The sequence below is a fragment of the Nocardioides marmoraquaticus genome (genome assembly GCF_054777915.1).
The window spans coordinates 92137-109062 of sequence record NZ_BAAHAA010000007.1 but is presented as its reverse complement, the minus strand read 5'-3'; the positions used below and the strand labels follow the sequence as shown (position 1 = coordinate 109062).

Sequence of the window (16926 nt, the reverse complement as noted above, 5' to 3'; positions counted from 1 at the left end):
GCCCGGCTCGTCGGTGCCGCCCTCGCCGTGGAGGTCGACCGATGACCCGGGCGCCGCTGCTCACCGACGGGGTGGTGACGCTGCGCGCGCACCGCGAGGACGACGTACGACGGGTGCTCGAGCAGTGCGAGGACCCCGAGATGCAGCGCTGGACGACGGTGCCGGTCCCCTACACCCTCGACGACGCCAAGACCTTCGTGCGGCACCTCGTGCCCGGCGGCTGGGAGAGCGACCGGTCGTGGGAGTTCGCCGTCACCGCACGCGACGGTGACGAGGAGCTCTTCGTGGGCTCGATGGGACTCGTCGACCGCGGCGGGGGCCGCGCGGAGATCGGCTACGGCACGCACCCGGCTGCGCGCCGCCGCGGTCTCACCGAGCGCGCGGCCCGGCTCCTGCTCGCCTGGGGCTTCGCCGAGCGCGACCTGCAGGTGGTCGACTGGTTCGCCTACCGCGGCAACTGGGCCTCGCGGCGGCTCGCCTGGCGCCTGGGCTTCGACGTGGTGCCCGGTCGGTGCTGGAGCGAGCAGCGCGGCACCCAGGTCGCCTCCTGGTACGGCTCGCTCGTCGCGGGCGAGGAGATGTCACCGCGCCACCCGTGGTTCGACGTGCCGGTGCTGCGGGGCGACGGGGTGACGCTGCGCCCGCTGGCCGAGCGCGACCTGCCGCGGATCGTCGAGACGCGCAGCGACCCCGTCCTGCAGCACTGGCTGCAGGGGCCGCGCGACACGGCGCCCCACACGCTCGAGAGCCACGCCGACTTCCTCGACAGCCGCCACGAGCCGGTCGCCGCCGGCACCGGGCTCGCCTGGACCGTGGCCGACCCGGTGACCGACGTCTACCTGGGCCAGGTGACGCTGTTCGGCGTGCAGCACCGGCGCGAGGCCGAGCTGGCCTACTGGGCGCACCCCGACGCCCGGGGGCGCGGCGTGACGGGGTCCGCCGTACGGCTGGCGCTGCGGCACTGCTTCGTCCCCTGGGAGGACGGCGGCCTCGGGCTGCGGCGCCTGTACGCCGACGCCGCCGACGGCAACACCGCGTCGCAGCGGCTGCTGGTCGCGGCCGGCTTCCGCGAGGTCGGTCGCAAGCGCGCCGACACCCTGCTCGGCGACGGCCGCTGGGCCGACTCGCTGCTCTACGACCTGCTCGTCGACGAGTGGGTCAGCTGAGGTCGGCGCGCTCGCGCTGCGACGTGCGGCGCTGCAGGACGACCGACACGGCGAGCACGACGAGCCCGGCGAGCGAGAGGGCCACGCCCACCCAGGCGGTGGAGCGGTAGCCGAGGCCCACGGCGACCACGACGCCGCCGAGCCAGGCGCCGAGGGCGTTGGCGGCGTTGAGGGCGGAGTGGTTGAGCGCGGCGCCGAGGGTGCGGGCGCGGCCGGCCACCTGGATCAGCCGCATCTGCAGGCCGATCGTGTAGACGCCGCCCGCGGCCGAGAGCAGCATCAGCACCAGGCCGCCCAGCAGGTACGACGACGCCACCACGCCGAACACGGCGAGCAGCACGCCCATGGCGAGCGCCCCGAGCACCGTCGAGCGCAGCACCGACCAGTCGGCCAGGCGACCGCCGAGCAGCGTGCCGAGCACCGACCCGATGCCGAACGCGGTCAGGTAGACGGGCACCAGGCCCTCGCGCTGGCCGGCGACGTCGGTGACGATCGGCGCGACGTAGGTGTAGACGGCGAACATGCCGCCGAAGCCGATGGCGCCGCTGATCGCGGTGAGCAGCACCTGCGGCTCCTTCAGCGCCCGCAGCTCGGTGCGGCCGCTCGCGCCCCGGTCGGCGGCGAAGCGCGGCACGAGCAGGGCGACGAGCAGCAGGTTGAGCGCGGCGAGCGCGACGACCAGGCCGTACGCCGCCCGCCAGCCGAGACCCTGGCCGAGCCAGGTCGCGGCGGGCACGCCGAGCAGGGTGGCGACCGTCAGGCCCGTCATCACCAGGCTGACGGCCTGCGCCCGGCGGTGCGGGGCGACCAGGTCGGCGGCCACCAGCGCCGCGACGCCGAAGTAGGCACCGTGCGGCAGGCCGGCGAGGAACCGCGCCCCCACCAGTGTCGGGTAGCTGACCGCGAAGGCGGTCAGCACGTTGCCGAGCAGGATCACGCCCATCAGCGCGAGCAGCAGCCCGCGGCGCGGCAGCCGAGCGCCGAGCACCGCCAGCACCGGCGCGCCCACGACGACCCCGACGGCGTACGCCGAGATCACGTGGCCGGCGGTCGGGATGCTCACCCCGACGCCCGCCGCCAGCTGCGGCAGCAGGCCCATGCTCACGAACTCGGTCGTGCCGATCGCGAACGAGCCGACCGCGAGCGCCAGCAGCGCCCACCCGGCGCCGGGGCGGCGTACGTCGGCCTCCCGGAGCGCCGGTTCGGTCAGGTCGGTGGCCTGGGTCGTGGTGCTCACTCCTGGCTCAACCACGACGCTTTCCTCGTGTTCCCGATTGCCGGATGTTTGGTGGTGGCGCCCGTCACGGCTCCCTGCTCGCCCTCGCGGTCCGGACGGGCCGTCGTACGCTCACCCGCTCGACCGTGCCCGCCTGACCTCACGCGTCACACTGGTCGGCCTGGTTCTGACTGGATCGGCCTTGATCAAGGCCGATCCAGTCAGAACTCCCCGGTTGACCGGGGAGTTCTCACCGGCTCAGAGCGACGCGAGCGCGTCGTTGAACGTCGCGGAGGGGCGCATCACGGCGGCAGCCTTCTCGGCGTCGGGGCGGTAGTAGCCGCCGATGTCGGCGGGCTGGCCCTGGACGGCGAGCAGCTCCTCGGCGATCGTCGCCTCCTGCTCGCGCAGGGTCGAGGCGAGCGAGGCGAAGTCGGCGGCGAGCGCCTCGTCGTCGGTCTGCGCGGCGAGCTCCTCGGCCCAGAACAGCGCGACGTAGAAGTGGCTGCCGCGGTTGTCGATCGAGCCCAGCTTGCGCTGGGGCGACTTGTCCTCGTCGAGCAGCCGGCCGGTGGCCTTGTCCAAGGCCTCGCCGAGCACGCGGGCACGCTCGTTGCCGGTCGAGGTCGCCATGTGGCCGAGGCTCTCGGCCAGCGCCAGGAACTCGCCGAGGCTGTCCCAGCGCAGGTAGTTCTCCTTGACCAGCTGCTGCACGTGCTTGGGCGCGCTGCCACCGGCACCGGTCTCGAACAGACCGCCGCCGTTGATGAGCGGCACGACCGAGAGCATCTTGGCCGAGGTGCCGAGCTCAAGGATCGGGAACAGGTCGGTGTTGTAGTCGCGCAGCACGTTGCCGGTGACCGAGATGGTGTTCTCGCCCCGTCGCAGCCGCTCGACCGAGGTGCGGCACGCGTCGACCGGCGAGGCGATGGTGATGTCGAGGCCGTCGGTGTCGTGCTCCGGCAGGTACTGCTGGACCTTGGCGATCAGGTTGGCGTCGTGGGCGCGCTCGCGGTCGAGCCAGAAGATCGCCGGGTCGCCGGTGGCGCGGGCGCGGGTGACGGCGAGCTTGACCCAGTCCTGGATCGGGACGTCCTTGGTCTGGCAGGCGCGCCACACGTCGCCGGGCTCGACCTGGTGCTCCATGAGCACGCGGTCGCCCTGGACGACCCGGACGGTGCCGGCCTCGGCGATCTCGAAGGTCTTGTCGTGCGAGCCGTACTCCTCGGCCTTGCGAGCCATCAACCCGACGTTGGGCACCGAGCCCATCGTGGCCGGGTCGAAGGCGCCGTGGGCGCGGCAGTCGTCGATGACGACCTGGTAGACGCCGGCGTACGACGAGTCGGGGATCACCGCGAGGGTGTCGGCCTCCTCGCCGTCGGGACCCCACATGTGGCCCGAGGTGCGGATCATCGCGGGCATCGAGGCGTCGACGATGACGTCGGACGGCACGTGCAGGTTGGTGATGCCGCGGTCGGAGTCGACCATCGCGAGCGCGGGACCCTCGGCGAGGTCGTGGTCGACGGCGGCCTTGATGCCGGTCCACACGTCGCCGCCGACCTTCTCGGCGCCCGAGAGGATGCCGCCGAGGCCGTTCTTGGGGTCGAGGTCGTGCTCGAGCAGCGCGTCGGCGTGCTCGGTGAACAGCGTGGGGAAGAACGCCTGCACCGCGTGGCCGAAGAGGATCGGGTCGGAGACCTTCATCATCGTGGCCTTGAGGTGCAGCGAGAACAGCACGTCGTCGGCCTTGGCCCGGGCGATCTGCGCCTTCAGGAACTCCTGCAGCCTGGCGGTCGACATGAACGTCGCGTCGACGACCTCGCCGGCCTCCACCGGCACCGACTCCTTGAGCACGGTGGTGCCGGAGGCGGTCTCGAGCTCGATGCGCAGCGAGCCGGCCTCGTCGATGACGACCGACTGCTCGTTGTGGCGGAAGTCGTGGTCGTCCATGGTGGCCACGTCGGTCTTGGAGTCGGAGCTCCAGGCGCCCATGCGGTGGGGGTGCTTGCGGGCGTAGCCCTTGACCGACTCGGGCGCACGGCGGTCGGAGTTGCCCTCGCGCAGCACCGGGTTGACCGCGGAGCCCATCACCTTGGCGTAGCGCGCCTTGGTGTCGGCCTCCTCGTCGCTCTTCGGGTCGGAGACGTACTCCGGCAGCGCGAAGCCCTGCTCCTGGAGCTCGGCGATGGCGGCCTTGAGCTGCGGCACCGAGGCGGAGATGTTGGGCAGCTTGATGATGTTGGCCTCGGGCTTCGTGGCCAGCTCGCCGAGCTCGGCCAGCGCGTCGGAGGTCTGCTGGTCGGCGGGGAGGGTGTCGGCGAAGGCGGCGAGGATGCGCCCGGCCAGGGAGATGTCGCGGGTCTCGACCGCGACGCCGGCCTTGGCGGCGTACGCCTCGATGACCGGGAGGAAGCTGTACGTCGCCAGCAGCGGCGCCTCGTCGGTGTGGGTGTAGACGATCTTCGACTCGGACGGCTCGGTCACGTGCGCTGCTCCCTGCGGTTCGGCGGATTTATCTTCACGTCAAGATATCGCAGGCGCGGCTCGCCGCGCCCCCGCCCACCCTGGCACCCCCGACCGCACGGGGTCGAGGGGCCGGCAGCCGGCTAGTGCCCCAACAGCTTGCGGCGCTGTCGCGGCTCACCCTTGCGCTTGACCTCGACGCTGCCCATCAGCGCGAACCCCTTGATGCGCACGACCGGCGACTCGGCGCTCAGCTCGGCCCCGACCGACTCGCGGCCCATCTGGAACGCACCCATGACCGGCACGCCCGACAGCTCGACACGGGTCCAGGCGTCGACGACCACCTCGACGCTGCCCATCACGGTGTGGGCGTTGATCACGCTCTCGCGACCGAGCTCGGCGTCGCGCAGGTCGAGCACCACCGAGCCCATCACCGCCACGGCGGTGTGCTCGGCCGGCAGCGTCCACGCGCCCGTGCGCTTGGTCTCGCTCATCACCGCGTAGGAGCCGTCGTGGCGCGGGCCGCCGACGTGCGGGGTGCGGCTGCTGCGCGACACCGGGAGCGAGCCGGCGAGCGGCGCCGGCACGTTGCCGGTCGGCAGGTCGACGGTCAGCGGGACCAGGTCGCCGTACGTCTTGGCGGCGTACGTCGCCTCGAGCCGCTCCTCGAGCTCCTCGACGTCGAGCCGGCCCTCCCCCGCGGCCTCGCGCAGGAGCTCGGCCACCTGGTGGCGGTCGGTGTCGGAGATGCGCAGCTGGCGCGGGTCGGTCGGCTCCACGCGGCCCACCCTAGGTCGGCCCGACCCTCCGCGCCCGTCACAAGTGTCACGAGTCCGGCGTTCTCAGCGGGGACTCGTCGGCCTGGTTCTCCACTTGTCGGCCGAGATCTTGGCCGACAAGTGACGAATTCCCCGGCCGGCCGGGGAATTCCTCCCCGGGTCAGGCCTCCAGCAGCGTCACCGAGCCGTCGGCGGCGACCTCGACGCCCAAGGAGCGCTCACCGAGGCGCAGGCCGTGGAGGCGGAAGGGGCCGAGGGCGGTGCCGGTGCGGTCGGGGACGGCGGGGGCGCCGGCCTCGACACGGACGCCGGTCGCGGCGAGCAGCGCCGCGACGGCGCCCGCGGCCGACCAGGCCTGCGGTCGACACGCGGCGGGGTAGGCCGCCGGCACGCGGACGTCGTAGGCGCGGTCGCCGGCGAAGAGCTCTGGCAATCGCAGGTCGAAGGCCGCCGCCGCGTCGACGACCTCGGCGGCGAGCCGGGTGGCCTCGTCGTGGCAGCCCTCGGCGGCGAGCCCGCGGACGGCGATGGCGGTGTCGTGCGGCCACACCGAGCCGCCGTGGTAGCTCAGCGGCGAGAACCGCGGCGAGCGCGGCGTCAGCGTGTGCAGGCCGAAGCCGGAGCGCAGCTCGCCCACCAGCACCTCGGCCAGGCGCGCGGCCCGGCCCGGCGCGAGGATCCCGGTGCCCAGCAGGTGGCCGACGTTGGAGGTGACCGAGTCGACGGGGCGGCCGTCGCGGTCGAGCGCGATGGCGACGTGGCCGCCGTCGGGGGTGTCGACCCAGAACTCGCGGTCGAAGCGGTCGCGCAGGTCGGCGGCCCACTGCTCGAGGCCCTCGACCGGCTCCTCGCCGTACGCCGCCAGCAGGGCGCCGCCGCGCACGGCCGCCTCGTGGGCGTAGGCCTGCACCTCGCACAGCGCGATCGGGGCGTCGGCGAGCCGGCCGTCGGCGTGCTGCACCGAGTCGTGGCTGTCCTTCCAGCCCTGGTTGGCCAGGCCGCGTCCGGTGCTGTCGACGTAGCGCAGCCAGCCGGTCTCGGCCGACTGCGCGAGCTGCCACTGCAGCGCCCGGCGGGCGGCGGGCAGCAGCGCGCGCACCTGCTCGGGGTCGGCGCCCCACTCGGCGGCGTCGGCCAGCAGGCACACGAACAGCGGCGTGGCGTCGACGGTGCCGTAGTAGACGGGCGGCAGCGAGTGGCCGAGCCCGGGGCTGCGGACCTCGTGCAGGATCTTGCCGGGCTGCTCCTCGATCTCCGGGTCGTCCACCTCGCCCTGCCGTGCGGCCAGCACCCGCAGCGTGGACAGCGCGAGGTCGTGGTCGACGGGCAGCAGCAGCCGCGCGGCCCACAGCGAGTCGCGGCCGAACAGCGTGAGGAACCACGGGCTCCCCGCGGCGAGGAAGGTGTCGTCGCCCTCGCGCAGGGCGAGCGCCTCGAGGTCGTCGAGGCTGCGCCGCAGCAGCGCCGGCAGCCGCGGGTCGGGCGCCTCGGCGACCACCCCGCCCAGGTCGAGCCGGCCTCGGTCGTAGCGTGCCTCGCCGGTGGAGCGCGCACGCCACGCCACCTCCGCGGACGCGCCGGCCGGGAGCGAGAGCCGCCAGGTGAGCCGGACGCCGTCGCCGTGCTGCGTGACCTCGGCCCCGTCGGCCTCGAGGACCACCTCCGACCCGTCGCCGGTCCCCCACCGCACCTCGGCGCCCGTGATCCTCGGCGCCGACGCGTCGGGGCGGGCGCCCTGCTTGACCTCGGGCACGGGGGCGAGGTCGGTGGCGACGTCGAGGTGCAGCACCGCCTCGACCGGCTCCCGCGCGGCACTGGTCACGGCGACCCGCTCGTGGAGCTCGGTGGCCCCCAGGTCGCGCACCCGCTCGACCCGGACGGTGGGGTCGGGCTGCACGTCGCCGAGGCCGCGGGCGACGTACGAGAACGCGTGCCGGGCCGGGGCCGCGACATCGCCGCGCACCAGCTCCAGCGGGCTGTGCTCGACCGACAGCACCGCCCGGCGCAACAGCCGCACGTCGTCGGCGTACCACCCCGACACGGGGCGGGTGTCACTGTCCACCTGGCCGTCGGGCGTGCCCAGCACGAGGGCCGGAGCCGCGACCGCGGTGGCCAGGTCGTGCAGCAGGGGCTGCAGCTCCCTGCCGTGCTCCCGCTCCTGGTCCCGGGTGCGGTCAGGGGTGCTTGACGCCTGAACGGGCTGCTGCGTAACGTCCGTCACGTCGCAGGACTTTAGCGCTAAAACCACGATCGCTGACAACCCCCACCGTCGAGGAGGACCCGATGCGCGGACCCGCCCGGCACGGCGTCGTGACCCTCGACGACGTGGCCGCCCGCGCCGAGGTCTCGGCCATGACGGTCTCCAACGTCCTCAACCACCCCGAGCGCGTGAGCGAGGCGACCCGCGAGCGGGTGCGCGACGCCATCGGTGCCCTGGGCTACCGCCCCAACCGCTCGGCCCGCACGCTGCGCAGCCGTACCTCGCGGCTCATCGGGGTGCGCGTCGAGCGGTCCCGCGGTGACCGGGCGGCGCTGCTGCTCGACCAGTTCCTGCACGCGCTCGCCGAGTCGGCGGCGTCCCGCGGCTACCACCTCATTCTGTGCCACGCCGCGGGCGACACCGCCGAGCTCACCGCCTACCAGGAGCTGCGCCAGACCACCGCGGTCGACGCCTTCGTGCTCACCGGCACCCACCGCGACGATCCCCGGCTGCGCTGGCTGCGCGACGAGGGCGTGGGCTTCGCGGTCTTCGGCCGCACCTGGGACGACGCCGCCGGCGAGACCCACCCGTGGGTCGACGTCGACGGTGCCGCCGGGCTCGGCCTGGCCACCGAGCACCTCGCGCGCCAGGGCCACACCGAGATAGGCTTCCTCGGCTGGCCCCGCGACTCCGAGGTCGGCGAGGACCGTCGCCGCGGCTGGGTCGACGCCTGCCACCGCCTCGACCTGCCGGCCCGTGTGGAGGCCCACGTCGTCGACGAGTTCGAGGCCGGCCGCGACGCCGCCCACCGGCTCCTCGAGGCACCCCGCGGCGGGCCGACGCCGACCGCGCTGGTCTGCGCCTCCGACACCCTGGCCCTCGGCGTGCTGCGCGCGCTGGCCGAGCGCGGCCTGCGCCCCGGCGCCGACGTCGGCGTCACCGGCTTCGACAACTCCCCCACCGCCGCGCTCACCACCCCCGGCCTCACCAGCCTCGAGCAACCCCTCGCCGACGTCGCCGCCGAGCTGGTCCGCCTCCTCGACGCCGCCCTTCGAGACGCCTCGCTCGTCCCTCGCGAGGCTCCTCAGGGACCGGCGGACGCCCCCGCCCCCCACATGGCTCCTCAGAGACCGGCGGGCGGCGAGAGCCAGCCGCTCCCTGAGGTGCGAGCGAAGCGAGCCACGAAGGGCGCGAGCACGGGCACCCTGCTCGCGCCCCGGCTCGTCGTGCGCGAGTCGAGCCGCCGTACCTGAACCACCTGCTGACCTGCACCGCCCACCGATGAAGGAGAACCCCATGTCACCGATGCGCCGCACCGTCCGTCGCTCGCCGCGCCGGTCCCTGGCCGCCCTCGCGGTCGGCTCCGGCCTGCTCGTCACCGCCGCCTGCGGGGGCGGGTCGGGCTTCGAAAGCTCCGGCTCCTCCGGGAGCGGCGGCGAGGGCACGGGCGACGGCGAGCTGACCATCCTCATCGGCTCCTCGGGCGACGCCGAGACCAAGGCCGTGCAGGACGCGGTCGCCGCGTGGTCGGAGGAGTCGGGCACCAAGGCCGAGGTGCGCGCCGCCTCCGACCTCAACCAGCAGCTGAGCCAGGGCTTCGCCGCGGGCAACCCGCCCGACCTGTTCTACATGAGCACCGACCAGCTCGGCGGCTACGTCGACAACGGCTCGCTGCTCCCCTACGGCGACGACCTGTCCAACGCCGACGACTTCTACCCGAACCTCAAGCAGGCCTTCACCGTCGACGACACCTTCTACTGCGCTCCGAAGGACTTCTCGACCCTCGCGCTGTGGATCAACGACCAGATGTGGGAGGACGCCGGCCTCACCGACGCCGACGTGCCGACCACCTGGGAGGAGCTGGCCGCCGTCTCCGAGCAGCTCACCGACGGCGACCGTCCGGGCCTCGCCTTCAGCCCGGAGTACCAGCGCGTCGGCGCGTTCTTCCCGCAGGCCGGCGGCGCGATGACCAACGACGACCAGACCGAGGCCACCGTCGACAGTCCGCAGAACCTCGAGGCGCTCGAGTACGTCCAGGGTCTGCTCGACGACGGCGTGGCGTCGTACTCCTCCGACCTCGGCGCAGGCTGGGGCGGCGAGGCCTTCGGCACCGGCAAGTCGGCGATGACCATCGAGGGCAACTGGCTGGTCGGCGCGATGCAGAACGACTACCCCGACGTCGACTACACCGTCGCGAAGCTGCCCGCCGGCCCCGCGGGCGAGGGCACGCTCGCCTTCACCAACTGCTGGGGCATCCCGGAGTCGACCGGTGACGCCGACGCCGCCGTCGACCTCGTCGAGCACCTCACCGCGCCCGAGCAGCAGGCCGAGTTCGCGAAGGCCTTCGGCGTGATCCCGTCGGTCGAGACCGCCGCGCAGCAGTACGGCGAGGACTCGCCCGAGGTGGCGCCCTTCATCGAGAGCGCCGAGTTCGCGCAGAACCCGCCCTCGACCGTCGGGGCCGCCGACGTCATCACCGACTTCAACGCGCAGCTCGAGACGCTGCGTGACGGCAACCCGGCCGACATCCTGGCCTCGGTGCAGCAGTCGCTGCAGGCGACCGTGGGGCAGTAGGTCGTGAGCACGTCGACCACGTCCACCAGCACGGACGCCCGCCCGGGCCTCGGTCGCAGCAGCGGCCGGGGGTCCGGGCGGGGTCGGTCGGCCCGGCTGCGGCAGACCCTCGACGGGTGGATCTTCATGGCCCCGGTCGTGGTGCTGCTGGGGCTGTTCCTCGTGGCGCCGGTGCTGATGGCGCTGTGGGTCAGCGTCAGCGACTGGCGCGGCAACGGCAGCCCGTTCTCCTCCGACGTCGGCTTCGTCGGGCTCGAGAACTACCGCGCGATCCTCGCCGGCGGCGGCCTGGCCGAGCGCGACTTCGGCACCTCGTTGCGCAACAACCTCTTCTACGTGCTGCTCGTGGTGCCGCTGCAGACGATGGTCGCGCTCGGGCTGGCGGTGCTCGTCACGCGCCGGGCGATGCGGGCGCAGGGCTTCTTCCGCACCGCGTTCTACTTCCCGTCGGTCACCAGCTCGGTCGCGATCACGGTGCTGTGGCTGTTCCTCTTCAGCACCAGTGGCGTCGTCAACACCGTGCTCGGCTGGCTCGGCATGAACGGGCCCAACTGGTTCAACGACCCGCGGGGCGTCATCCACGTGCTCCTCGACGCGGTCGGCGTCGACTCCGCGCCCGGCTTCCTCGGCGGCACGCAGCTGCTCGGCATCAGCCTGTGGGAGTGGGTCTCGGGCCCGTCGATCGCGATGAGCGCGTTCGTCCTCATGGCCGTCTTCACCACCTCGGGCACCTTCATGCTGCTGTTCATCGCCGCGCTCAACAACCTCGGCGACGAGGTCGAGGAGGCCGGCATCATCGACGGCGCCAACGCCTGGCAGCGCTTCCGGCACCTGACGCTGCCGATGATCCGGCCGACGATGTTCACGGTCCTGACGCTCGGGCTGATCGGCACCTGGCAGGTCTTCGACCAGATCTACGTCGGCACGCAGGGCGGGCCCGCCAAGACGACGCTGACGCCGGCGTACCTCAGCTACCAGTCGGCCTTCATCAACCAGCAGTGGGGCCAGGGCGCGGCGATCGCGTTCATCCTGTTCGCGATCATCGTCGTGCTCACGCTGCTGCAGCGCTGGGTGCTGTCGGACAAGCGTGGCGCCCGCGCCGAGCGTCGTCGGGCCGAGGCAGTCATCGCCTCGGGCACCCACTCCGGCCGGCAGTCGGAGGCGGGTGCCTGATGAGCGCGCTGACGCACCGCAGCCGCCGCTCGGCGGTGAGCATCTACGTCGTCCTCGGCCTGCTGGCCGTGGTCTACCTGCTGCCCTTCCTGGTGCAGGTCGCGACGTCGTTCAAGACCGACGGTGACGCCGCGGCCGATCCCCTGGGGCTGCCGCTCACGCCGACCGTGGCGGCGTACGCCCGGCTCTTCCAGGGCGACCTGCCGCTGTGGGCGATGAACTCGGTCATCGTCACGCTCTTCGTCACCGTGGGCCGCGTCATCTTCTGCTCGATGGCCGGCTACGCGCTGGCGCGGGTGCCCTTCCGCGGGCGGGCGCTGACCTTCGCGGTGCTCGTGGCGATCATGGCCGTGCCCAACGTGGTGCTGCTGATCCCGAAGTTCCTCGTGATCAACCAGCTCGGCATCTACGACTCGTACGCCGCCCTCATCGTGCCGCTGATGGCCGACGCCGCCGCGGTCTTCATCATGAAGGGCTTCTTCGAGTCGATCCCGGCGAGCGTCGAGGAGCAGGCCCGCGTCGACGGCGCCGGCACGTTCCGGATCTTCTGGTCGGTGGTGCTGCCCATGGCACGGCCGGCGCTCGTCACGATCATCATCCTCAGCTTCCAGGCCTCGTGGAACGAGCTGAGCCACTTCATCGTGGCCAGTCAGGACCCCGAGCTGTTCACGCTGACCAAAGGTGTCGCGCAGCTGGCCTCGGGCGCGCTGTCGCAGGGCACGCAGTACCCGCTGAAGCTCGCGGCCGCCCTGCTCATGACGATCCCCGTGGCGCTGGTGTTCTTCGTCTTCCAGCGGCGCATCGTCAACTCGACGGCAGGCGCGCTGAAGGAGTAGGGCCGCCACGCAGACCGGCCCGGTCTGCCCCGTACGCCGCTGCTAGCGTCGGGGCCGACCCGTCGTCCCCTCCCACCAGGAGAAACCGTGAGCAGCACTCCCCTCAAGGTCGCCGTCACCGGAGCCGCCGGCCAGATCGGCTACAGCCTCCTGTTCCGCCTCGCCAGCGGCGCGCTCGGCGACCGGCCCGTGGAGCTGCGGCTGCTCGAGATCACCCCGGCCCTCAAGGCGCTCGAGGGTGTCGTGATGGAGCTCGACGACTGTGCGTTCCCCACCCTCGCCGGGGTGGAGATCGGCGACGACGCCGAGAAGGTCTTCGACGGCGTCAACCTCGCCCTGCTCGTCGGCGCCAAGCCGCGCGGCCCGGGCATGGAGCGCGGCGACCTGCTCGAGGCCAACGGCGCGATCTTCACCGCCCAGGGCAAGGCGCTCAACAAGGTCGCCGCCGACGACGTCCGCATCGGCGTCACCGGCAACCCGGCCAACACCAACGCGCTGATCGCGCTGTCCAACGCCCCCGACATCCCGGCGTCGCGGTTCTCCGCCCTCACCCGGCTCGACCACAACCGCGCCATCAGCCAGCTCGCCGCCAAGACCGGAGCTCCCGTCACCGACATCACCAAGATGACGATCTGGGGCAACCACTCGGCCACGCAGTACCCCGACCTGTTCCACGCCGAGGTCGGCGGCCGCAACGCCGCCGAGGTGGTCGGCGACCAGGCCTGGCTCGAGAACGACTTCATCCCGACCGTCGCCAAGCGCGGCGCCGCCATCATCGAGGCCCGCGGCTCGTCCTCGGCCGCCTCCGCCGCGTCGGCCACCATCGACGCCGCCCGCGACTGGCTGCACGGCTCCGCCGAGGGCGACTGGGTCTCCATGGCCGTCCGCTCCGACGGCTCCTACGGCGTGCCCGAGGGCCTCGTCTCGTCCTTCCCCGTCACCACGCGCGACGGTGACTGGGAGATCGTCCAGGGCCTCGAGATCGACGACTTCTCCCGCTCCCGCATCGACGCCTCGACCGCCGAGCTCGCCGAGGAGCGCGACGCCGTGCAGGGTCTCGGGCTGATCTAGCAAGCCGGGGCGGCGCGACGAAGGAGCGCCACCCCGACGCGAGCAGGCGTCGGCCTGAGGAGGTTGCGCAGCAACCGTCTCGAAGGGTCGAGCGAGGCCCGCGGCCGAGGCACGAGGCCGCGACGGCCGGGTCGAGATGGTTCCTGAGGAGGTTGCGCAGCAACCGTCTCGAAGGACCCGGTGAGGCAGGAGACAACGGTGACCAGAAGTCAGCAACCCGTCCCCGTCGTCCTCGACGTCGACACGGGCGTCGACGACGCGATGGCGCTGCTGCTCGCCGCCCGTCACCCGGGGCTCGAGCTGCGCGGGGTCAGCTCCGTGGGCGGCAACGCGCCGCTGGCCGACGTCGTCCGCAACACCCTGACGGTGCTCGACACGTGCGGTCGTGACGACGTGCCGGTGGCGGCGGGGAGCGGCGTACCGCTGCTGGAGCCGTACGCCGACGCGCGCCACGTCCACGGCGAGGACGGCATGGGCGACCTCGGGTGGCCGGTCTCCGGCCGCCGCCCCGACCCGCGCCACGCGGTCGAGCTGCTGCGCGACCTGCTCCTGGAGGCCGTCGAGCGCGGCGAGCGGGTCACGCTGGTGCCGCTCGCAACGCTCACCAACGTGGCGCTGCTGCTGCGCACCCACCCCGAGGCGGCGGCGGGGATCGAGCGCGTCGTGTTCATGGGCGGCGCGGCCGACGTCGGCAACGCCACCGCGAGCGCGGAGTTCAACGTCTGGCACGACCCGGAGGCCGCGGCCATCACGCTCGACGCGTGCGCCGAGCTGCGGGTGCCGGTGACCATGTACGGCCTCGACGTCTTCTACGGCCCACTGGTCACCCACGCCCAGGCGGCGCCCCACCTCGACGAGGCCGGCCCGCGCGGGCTCGGGGCCCGGCTGGTCGACTTCGCCTGCCGACGCTTCGACGCCGACACCGCGACCATCGGCGACGCGGGCGCGGTGGCGGCGGTGCTCGACCCCACCCTCGTCCGCACCACCCCGCTCCCCGTGCGCGTCGAGCTCGCCGGCACCTGGTCGCGGGGGCGCACCATCGTCGACCGCCGCGACTGGACCGGCGACCTCGCGCACGACCCGCACGGCCAGGCGCCGGCGGTCGTCGACGTCGCCCTCGAGGTCGACGGGGCGCGCTGCGCGCGGCTGTGGTGGGAGTCGCTGGCATGAGCGGGTCGTGATGGGACGCGTCGTGGTGCTCGGCTCGCTCAACGTCGACCTCGTCACCCGCGTCGAGCGGCACCCCCGGCCCGGCGAGACGCTGCTGGCCGAGGGCCTGCAGCGCCTCGCCGGCGGCAAGGGCGCCAACCAGGCCGTCGCCGCGGCCGCGGCCGGCGCAGCGGTCGTCATGGTGGGCGCGGTCGGCGACGACGCTGGCGGGACGGCGTACCTCGAGCGGCTCCGCACGCTCGCTGTCGACGTCACCGGGGTCGCCGTGCGCACCCGCACCCCGACCGGCACCGCCCTCATCGCCGTCGACGCGGCCGGGGAGAACACCATCCTCGTCGTCCCGGGCGCCAACGGCACCGTCACCGCCGACGGGCTCGACCAGCTCGACCTCGGGCCGGGCGACGTGCTGCTGCTCCAGCTCGAGGTCCCCCTCGACACCGTCGCCGACGCCGCACGACGGGCGGCCGAGCGCGGCTCGCGCGTCGTGCTCAACCTCGCGCCGTACGCCACCGTCCCCGACGACGTCGTCGCGCTCGCCGACCCCGTCGTCGTCAACGAGTCGGAGGCCGCGCTGCTGGCGCGCTCGGGCGTGGCGCCGCGCTCGCTGCTCGTCACCCTCGGGGCCGACGGCGCCCGCTGGGGCGAGCTGTCGCTGGACGCCGTGGTGGCCCCGGCGGTGGTCGACACGACCGGGGCGGGTGACGCCTTCTGCGGGGCGCTGGCCGCTGGTCTGGCGCGGGGTGACGACGACACCGCTGCCCTGACGGGCGCGTTGCACGCCGGTGCAGCAGCCGTCGCCCACGAGGGCGCGCAGCCCGACCCCGACCTCTGAGGCTCTCGGCGCGCTCAGCCCGGCTGGTCGGGGATCGACGCGGCGAGGAAGATCAGGGCGATCCCCACGCCGACGAGCATCACCGCGTCGACCCAGCGGTTGCGGCGCACGCGCAGCATCCCGGCCTCGTGGTCCGAGAGCACCAGCCGCGCCCCGGCGGCCACGAGGAGGCCGACGCCGAGCACGGTCACCCCACGACGCCACTGGTCGAGGGCCACGACGACGAGCGCCAGCACCGCCACGGCGCACACGCCGAGGTAGATGACGCCGCCGAAGGTGGAGGGTCGGCGGGAGGGGTCGGGTGCGGTCACCGGGCTGCCGATCGAGGTGTCGACCGGGCTCACGCGCCGTCGGCGGCGAGAGACTCCTCGGCGTTGGCCACCACGTTGGCCAAGAGCATCGCCCGGGTCATGGGACCGACGCCGCCGGGGTTCGGCGAGACCCAGCCCGCGACCTCCCAGACGTCGTCGGCGAGGTCGCCCGCGATCTTGCCGTCGACCCGGCTGACGCCGACGTCGAGCAGGGCGGCACCCGGCTTGACCATGTCGGCGGTGACGATGCCCGGCACCCCCGCGGCTGCGACCACGACGTCGGCGGTGCGGGTGTGGGCGGCGAGGTCGCGGGTGCCGGTGTGGCACAGCGTGACGGTGGCGTTCTCGGAGCGGCGCGTCAGCAGCAGCCCGAGCGGACGGCCGACGGTCACGCCACGTCCGACGACGCAGACCTCGGCGCCGGCCAGCTCGACGTCGTGGCGGCGCAGCAGCTCCACGATGCCGGCGGGCGTGCAGGGCAGCGGCGCCGCCTCGCCGAGCACCAGCCAGCCGAGGTTGGTGGGGTGCAGGCCGTCGGCGTCCTTGGCCGGGTCGATGGCACCGAGCACGGCGTTCTCGTCGATGCCCTTCGGCAGGGGCAGCTGCACGATGTAGGCGGTGCACGCCGGGTCGTCGTTGAGGCGGCGTACGGCGGCCATCACGTCGTCCTGCGACGCCGTGGCCGGCAGGTCCTCGCGGATCGAGGCGATGCCGACCTCGGCGCAGTCCTTGTGCTTGCCGTTGACGTACCACGTCGACCCCGGGTCGTCGCCCACCAGCACCGTACCGAGCCCGGGGACGACACCCTTCTCACGGAGGGCCGCCACCCGCGTCGTCAGCTCGGCCTTGATCGCCTTCGCGGTGGCCGTCCCGTCGAGTCGCTGCGCAGTCACGGCGCACATCCTGTCACTGCCCGCCGCCGCGTCGCAGCCGCCACACTCGCGCCGGTCTCCACGATCGCCTCCGCACGAGCGCCGCCCTTCGTGGCTCGCTGCGCTCGCACCTCAGGGAGCGGCACCACACGCTCCTCCTCACCAGCGCCGCCCTTCGTGGCTCGCTGCGCTCGCACCTCAGGGAGCGGCACCACACGCTCCTCCTCACCAGCGCCGCCCTTCGTGGCTCGCTGCGCTCGCAC

14 protein-coding genes are annotated in these 16926 nt (G+C 73.5%); 8 read left to right on the top strand and 6 right to left on the bottom strand.

The features are described 5' to 3' along the window. Positions 1-41: 41 nt before the first annotated feature. The gene (locus ACYU8I_RS07405; RefSeq protein ID WP_460839055.1) at positions 42-1166 is read left to right on the top strand and encodes a GNAT family N-acetyltransferase; all 1125 of its coding nucleotides are present in this window, start codon (positions 42-44) and stop codon (positions 1164-1166) included. Here the strand turns inward: ACYU8I_RS07405 and ACYU8I_RS07400 are convergent. From ACYU8I_RS07400 to ACYU8I_RS07385, 4 genes are all read right to left on the bottom strand, one after another. Continuing rightward, positions 1159-2403 carry an MFS transporter gene (locus ACYU8I_RS07400; protein WP_460839053.1) on the bottom strand — a complete coding sequence of 415 codons (1245 nt, stop codon included), beginning with the start codon at positions 2401-2403 and terminating at the stop codon, positions 1159-1161. The genes ACYU8I_RS07405 and ACYU8I_RS07400 overlap by 8 nt on opposite strands. Positions 2404-2640: 237 nt before the next feature. Then, entirely contained in the window at positions 2641-4866 is a 2226-nt protein-coding gene (locus ACYU8I_RS07395; RefSeq protein ID WP_460839052.1) for an NADP-dependent isocitrate dehydrogenase, read from the bottom strand. A gap of 122 nt (positions 4867-4988) precedes the next feature. Further along, positions 4989-5624 carry a DUF1707 SHOCT-like domain-containing protein gene (locus ACYU8I_RS07390; RefSeq protein WP_460839050.1) on the bottom strand — a complete coding sequence of 212 codons (636 nt, stop codon included), beginning with the start codon at positions 5622-5624 and terminating at the stop codon, positions 4989-4991. Between the two features lie 160 nt (positions 5625-5784). Then, positions 5785-7845, bottom strand: a complete 2061-nt coding sequence (locus ACYU8I_RS07385) for a glycogen debranching N-terminal domain-containing protein (protein ID WP_460839048.1) — start codon at positions 7843-7845, stop codon at positions 5785-5787. Positions 7846-7907: 62 nt separating this feature from the next. Here ACYU8I_RS07385 and ACYU8I_RS07380 point away from each other — a divergent pair, with 62 nt between their 5' ends. The 7 genes from ACYU8I_RS07380 (at position 7908) to ACYU8I_RS07350 (ending at position 15480) form a co-directional block, all read left to right on the top strand. Then, positions 7908-9077 carry a LacI family DNA-binding transcriptional regulator gene (locus ACYU8I_RS07380; protein WP_460839047.1) on the top strand — a complete coding sequence of 390 codons (1170 nt, stop codon included), beginning with the start codon at positions 7908-7910 and terminating at the stop codon, positions 9075-9077. Positions 9078-9120: 43 nt separating this feature from the next. Beyond that, the gene (locus tag ACYU8I_RS07375) at positions 9121-10398 is read left to right on the top strand and encodes a sugar ABC transporter substrate-binding protein (protein ID WP_460839045.1); all 1278 of its coding nucleotides are present in this window, start codon (positions 9121-9123) and stop codon (positions 10396-10398) included. A 3-nt stretch (positions 10399-10401) separates the two neighbouring features. Continuing rightward, the gene (locus tag ACYU8I_RS07370; protein WP_460839043.1) at positions 10402-11571 is read left to right on the top strand and encodes a carbohydrate ABC transporter permease; all 1170 of its coding nucleotides are present in this window, start codon (positions 10402-10404) and stop codon (positions 11569-11571) included. Continuing rightward, complete coding sequence (locus ACYU8I_RS07365; RefSeq protein WP_460839042.1) at positions 11571-12407, top strand: carbohydrate ABC transporter permease; 837 nt, start codon at positions 11571-11573, stop codon at positions 12405-12407. Before ACYU8I_RS07370 ends, ACYU8I_RS07365 begins: the two co-directional genes overlap by 1 nt. An 87-nt stretch (positions 12408-12494) precedes the next feature. Then, entirely contained in the window at positions 12495-13478 is a 984-nt protein-coding gene (locus tag ACYU8I_RS07360; RefSeq protein ID WP_460839040.1) for a malate dehydrogenase, read from the top strand. Between the two features lie 198 nt (positions 13479-13676). Beyond that, positions 13677-14648: a nucleoside hydrolase gene (locus tag ACYU8I_RS07355; protein ID WP_460839037.1), complete on the top strand. Its 972-nt coding sequence runs from the start codon at positions 13677-13679 to the stop codon at positions 14646-14648. 10 nt (positions 14649-14658) lie between these two features. Next, a complete protein-coding gene (locus ACYU8I_RS07350; protein ID WP_460839213.1) occupies positions 14659-15480 on the top strand; it encodes a ribokinase in 822 nt (273 codons plus the stop codon). Between the two features lie 14 nt (positions 15481-15494). Here ACYU8I_RS07350 and ACYU8I_RS07345 read toward each other — a convergent pair whose 3' ends face one another. Both ACYU8I_RS07345 and ACYU8I_RS07340 read right to left on the bottom strand, forming a co-directional pair. After that, entirely contained in the window at positions 15495-15824 is a 330-nt protein-coding gene (locus ACYU8I_RS07345) for a DUF3017 domain-containing protein (RefSeq protein ID WP_460839035.1), read from the bottom strand. After that, positions 15821-16684, bottom strand: a complete 864-nt coding sequence (locus tag ACYU8I_RS07340) for a bifunctional methylenetetrahydrofolate dehydrogenase/methenyltetrahydrofolate cyclohydrolase (RefSeq protein WP_460839032.1) — start codon at positions 16682-16684, stop codon at positions 15821-15823. The genes ACYU8I_RS07345 and ACYU8I_RS07340 overlap by 4 nt, the downstream gene beginning before the upstream one ends. Between the last annotated feature and the right edge of the window lie 242 nt (positions 16685-16926).

What these genes read in the sequence shown, in the direction of transcription:
- ACYU8I_RS07405 (WP_460839055.1), top strand. Translation starts at nt 42, where the DNA reads ATGACCCGGGCGCCGCTGCTCACCGACGGGGTGGTGACGCTGCGCGCG.
- ACYU8I_RS07380 (WP_460839047.1), top strand. Translation starts at nt 7,908, where the DNA reads ATGCGCGGACCCGCCCGGCACGGCGTCGTGACCCTCGACGACGTGGCC.
- ACYU8I_RS07375 (WP_460839045.1), top strand. Translation starts at nt 9,121, where the DNA reads ATGTCACCGATGCGCCGCACCGTCCGTCGCTCGCCGCGCCGGTCCCTG.
- ACYU8I_RS07365 (WP_460839042.1), top strand. Translation starts at nt 11,571, where the DNA reads ATGAGCGCGCTGACGCACCGCAGCCGCCGCTCGGCGGTGAGCATCTAC.
- ACYU8I_RS07350 (WP_460839213.1), top strand. Translation starts at nt 14,659, where the DNA reads ATGGGACGCGTCGTGGTGCTCGGCTCGCTCAACGTCGACCTCGTCACC.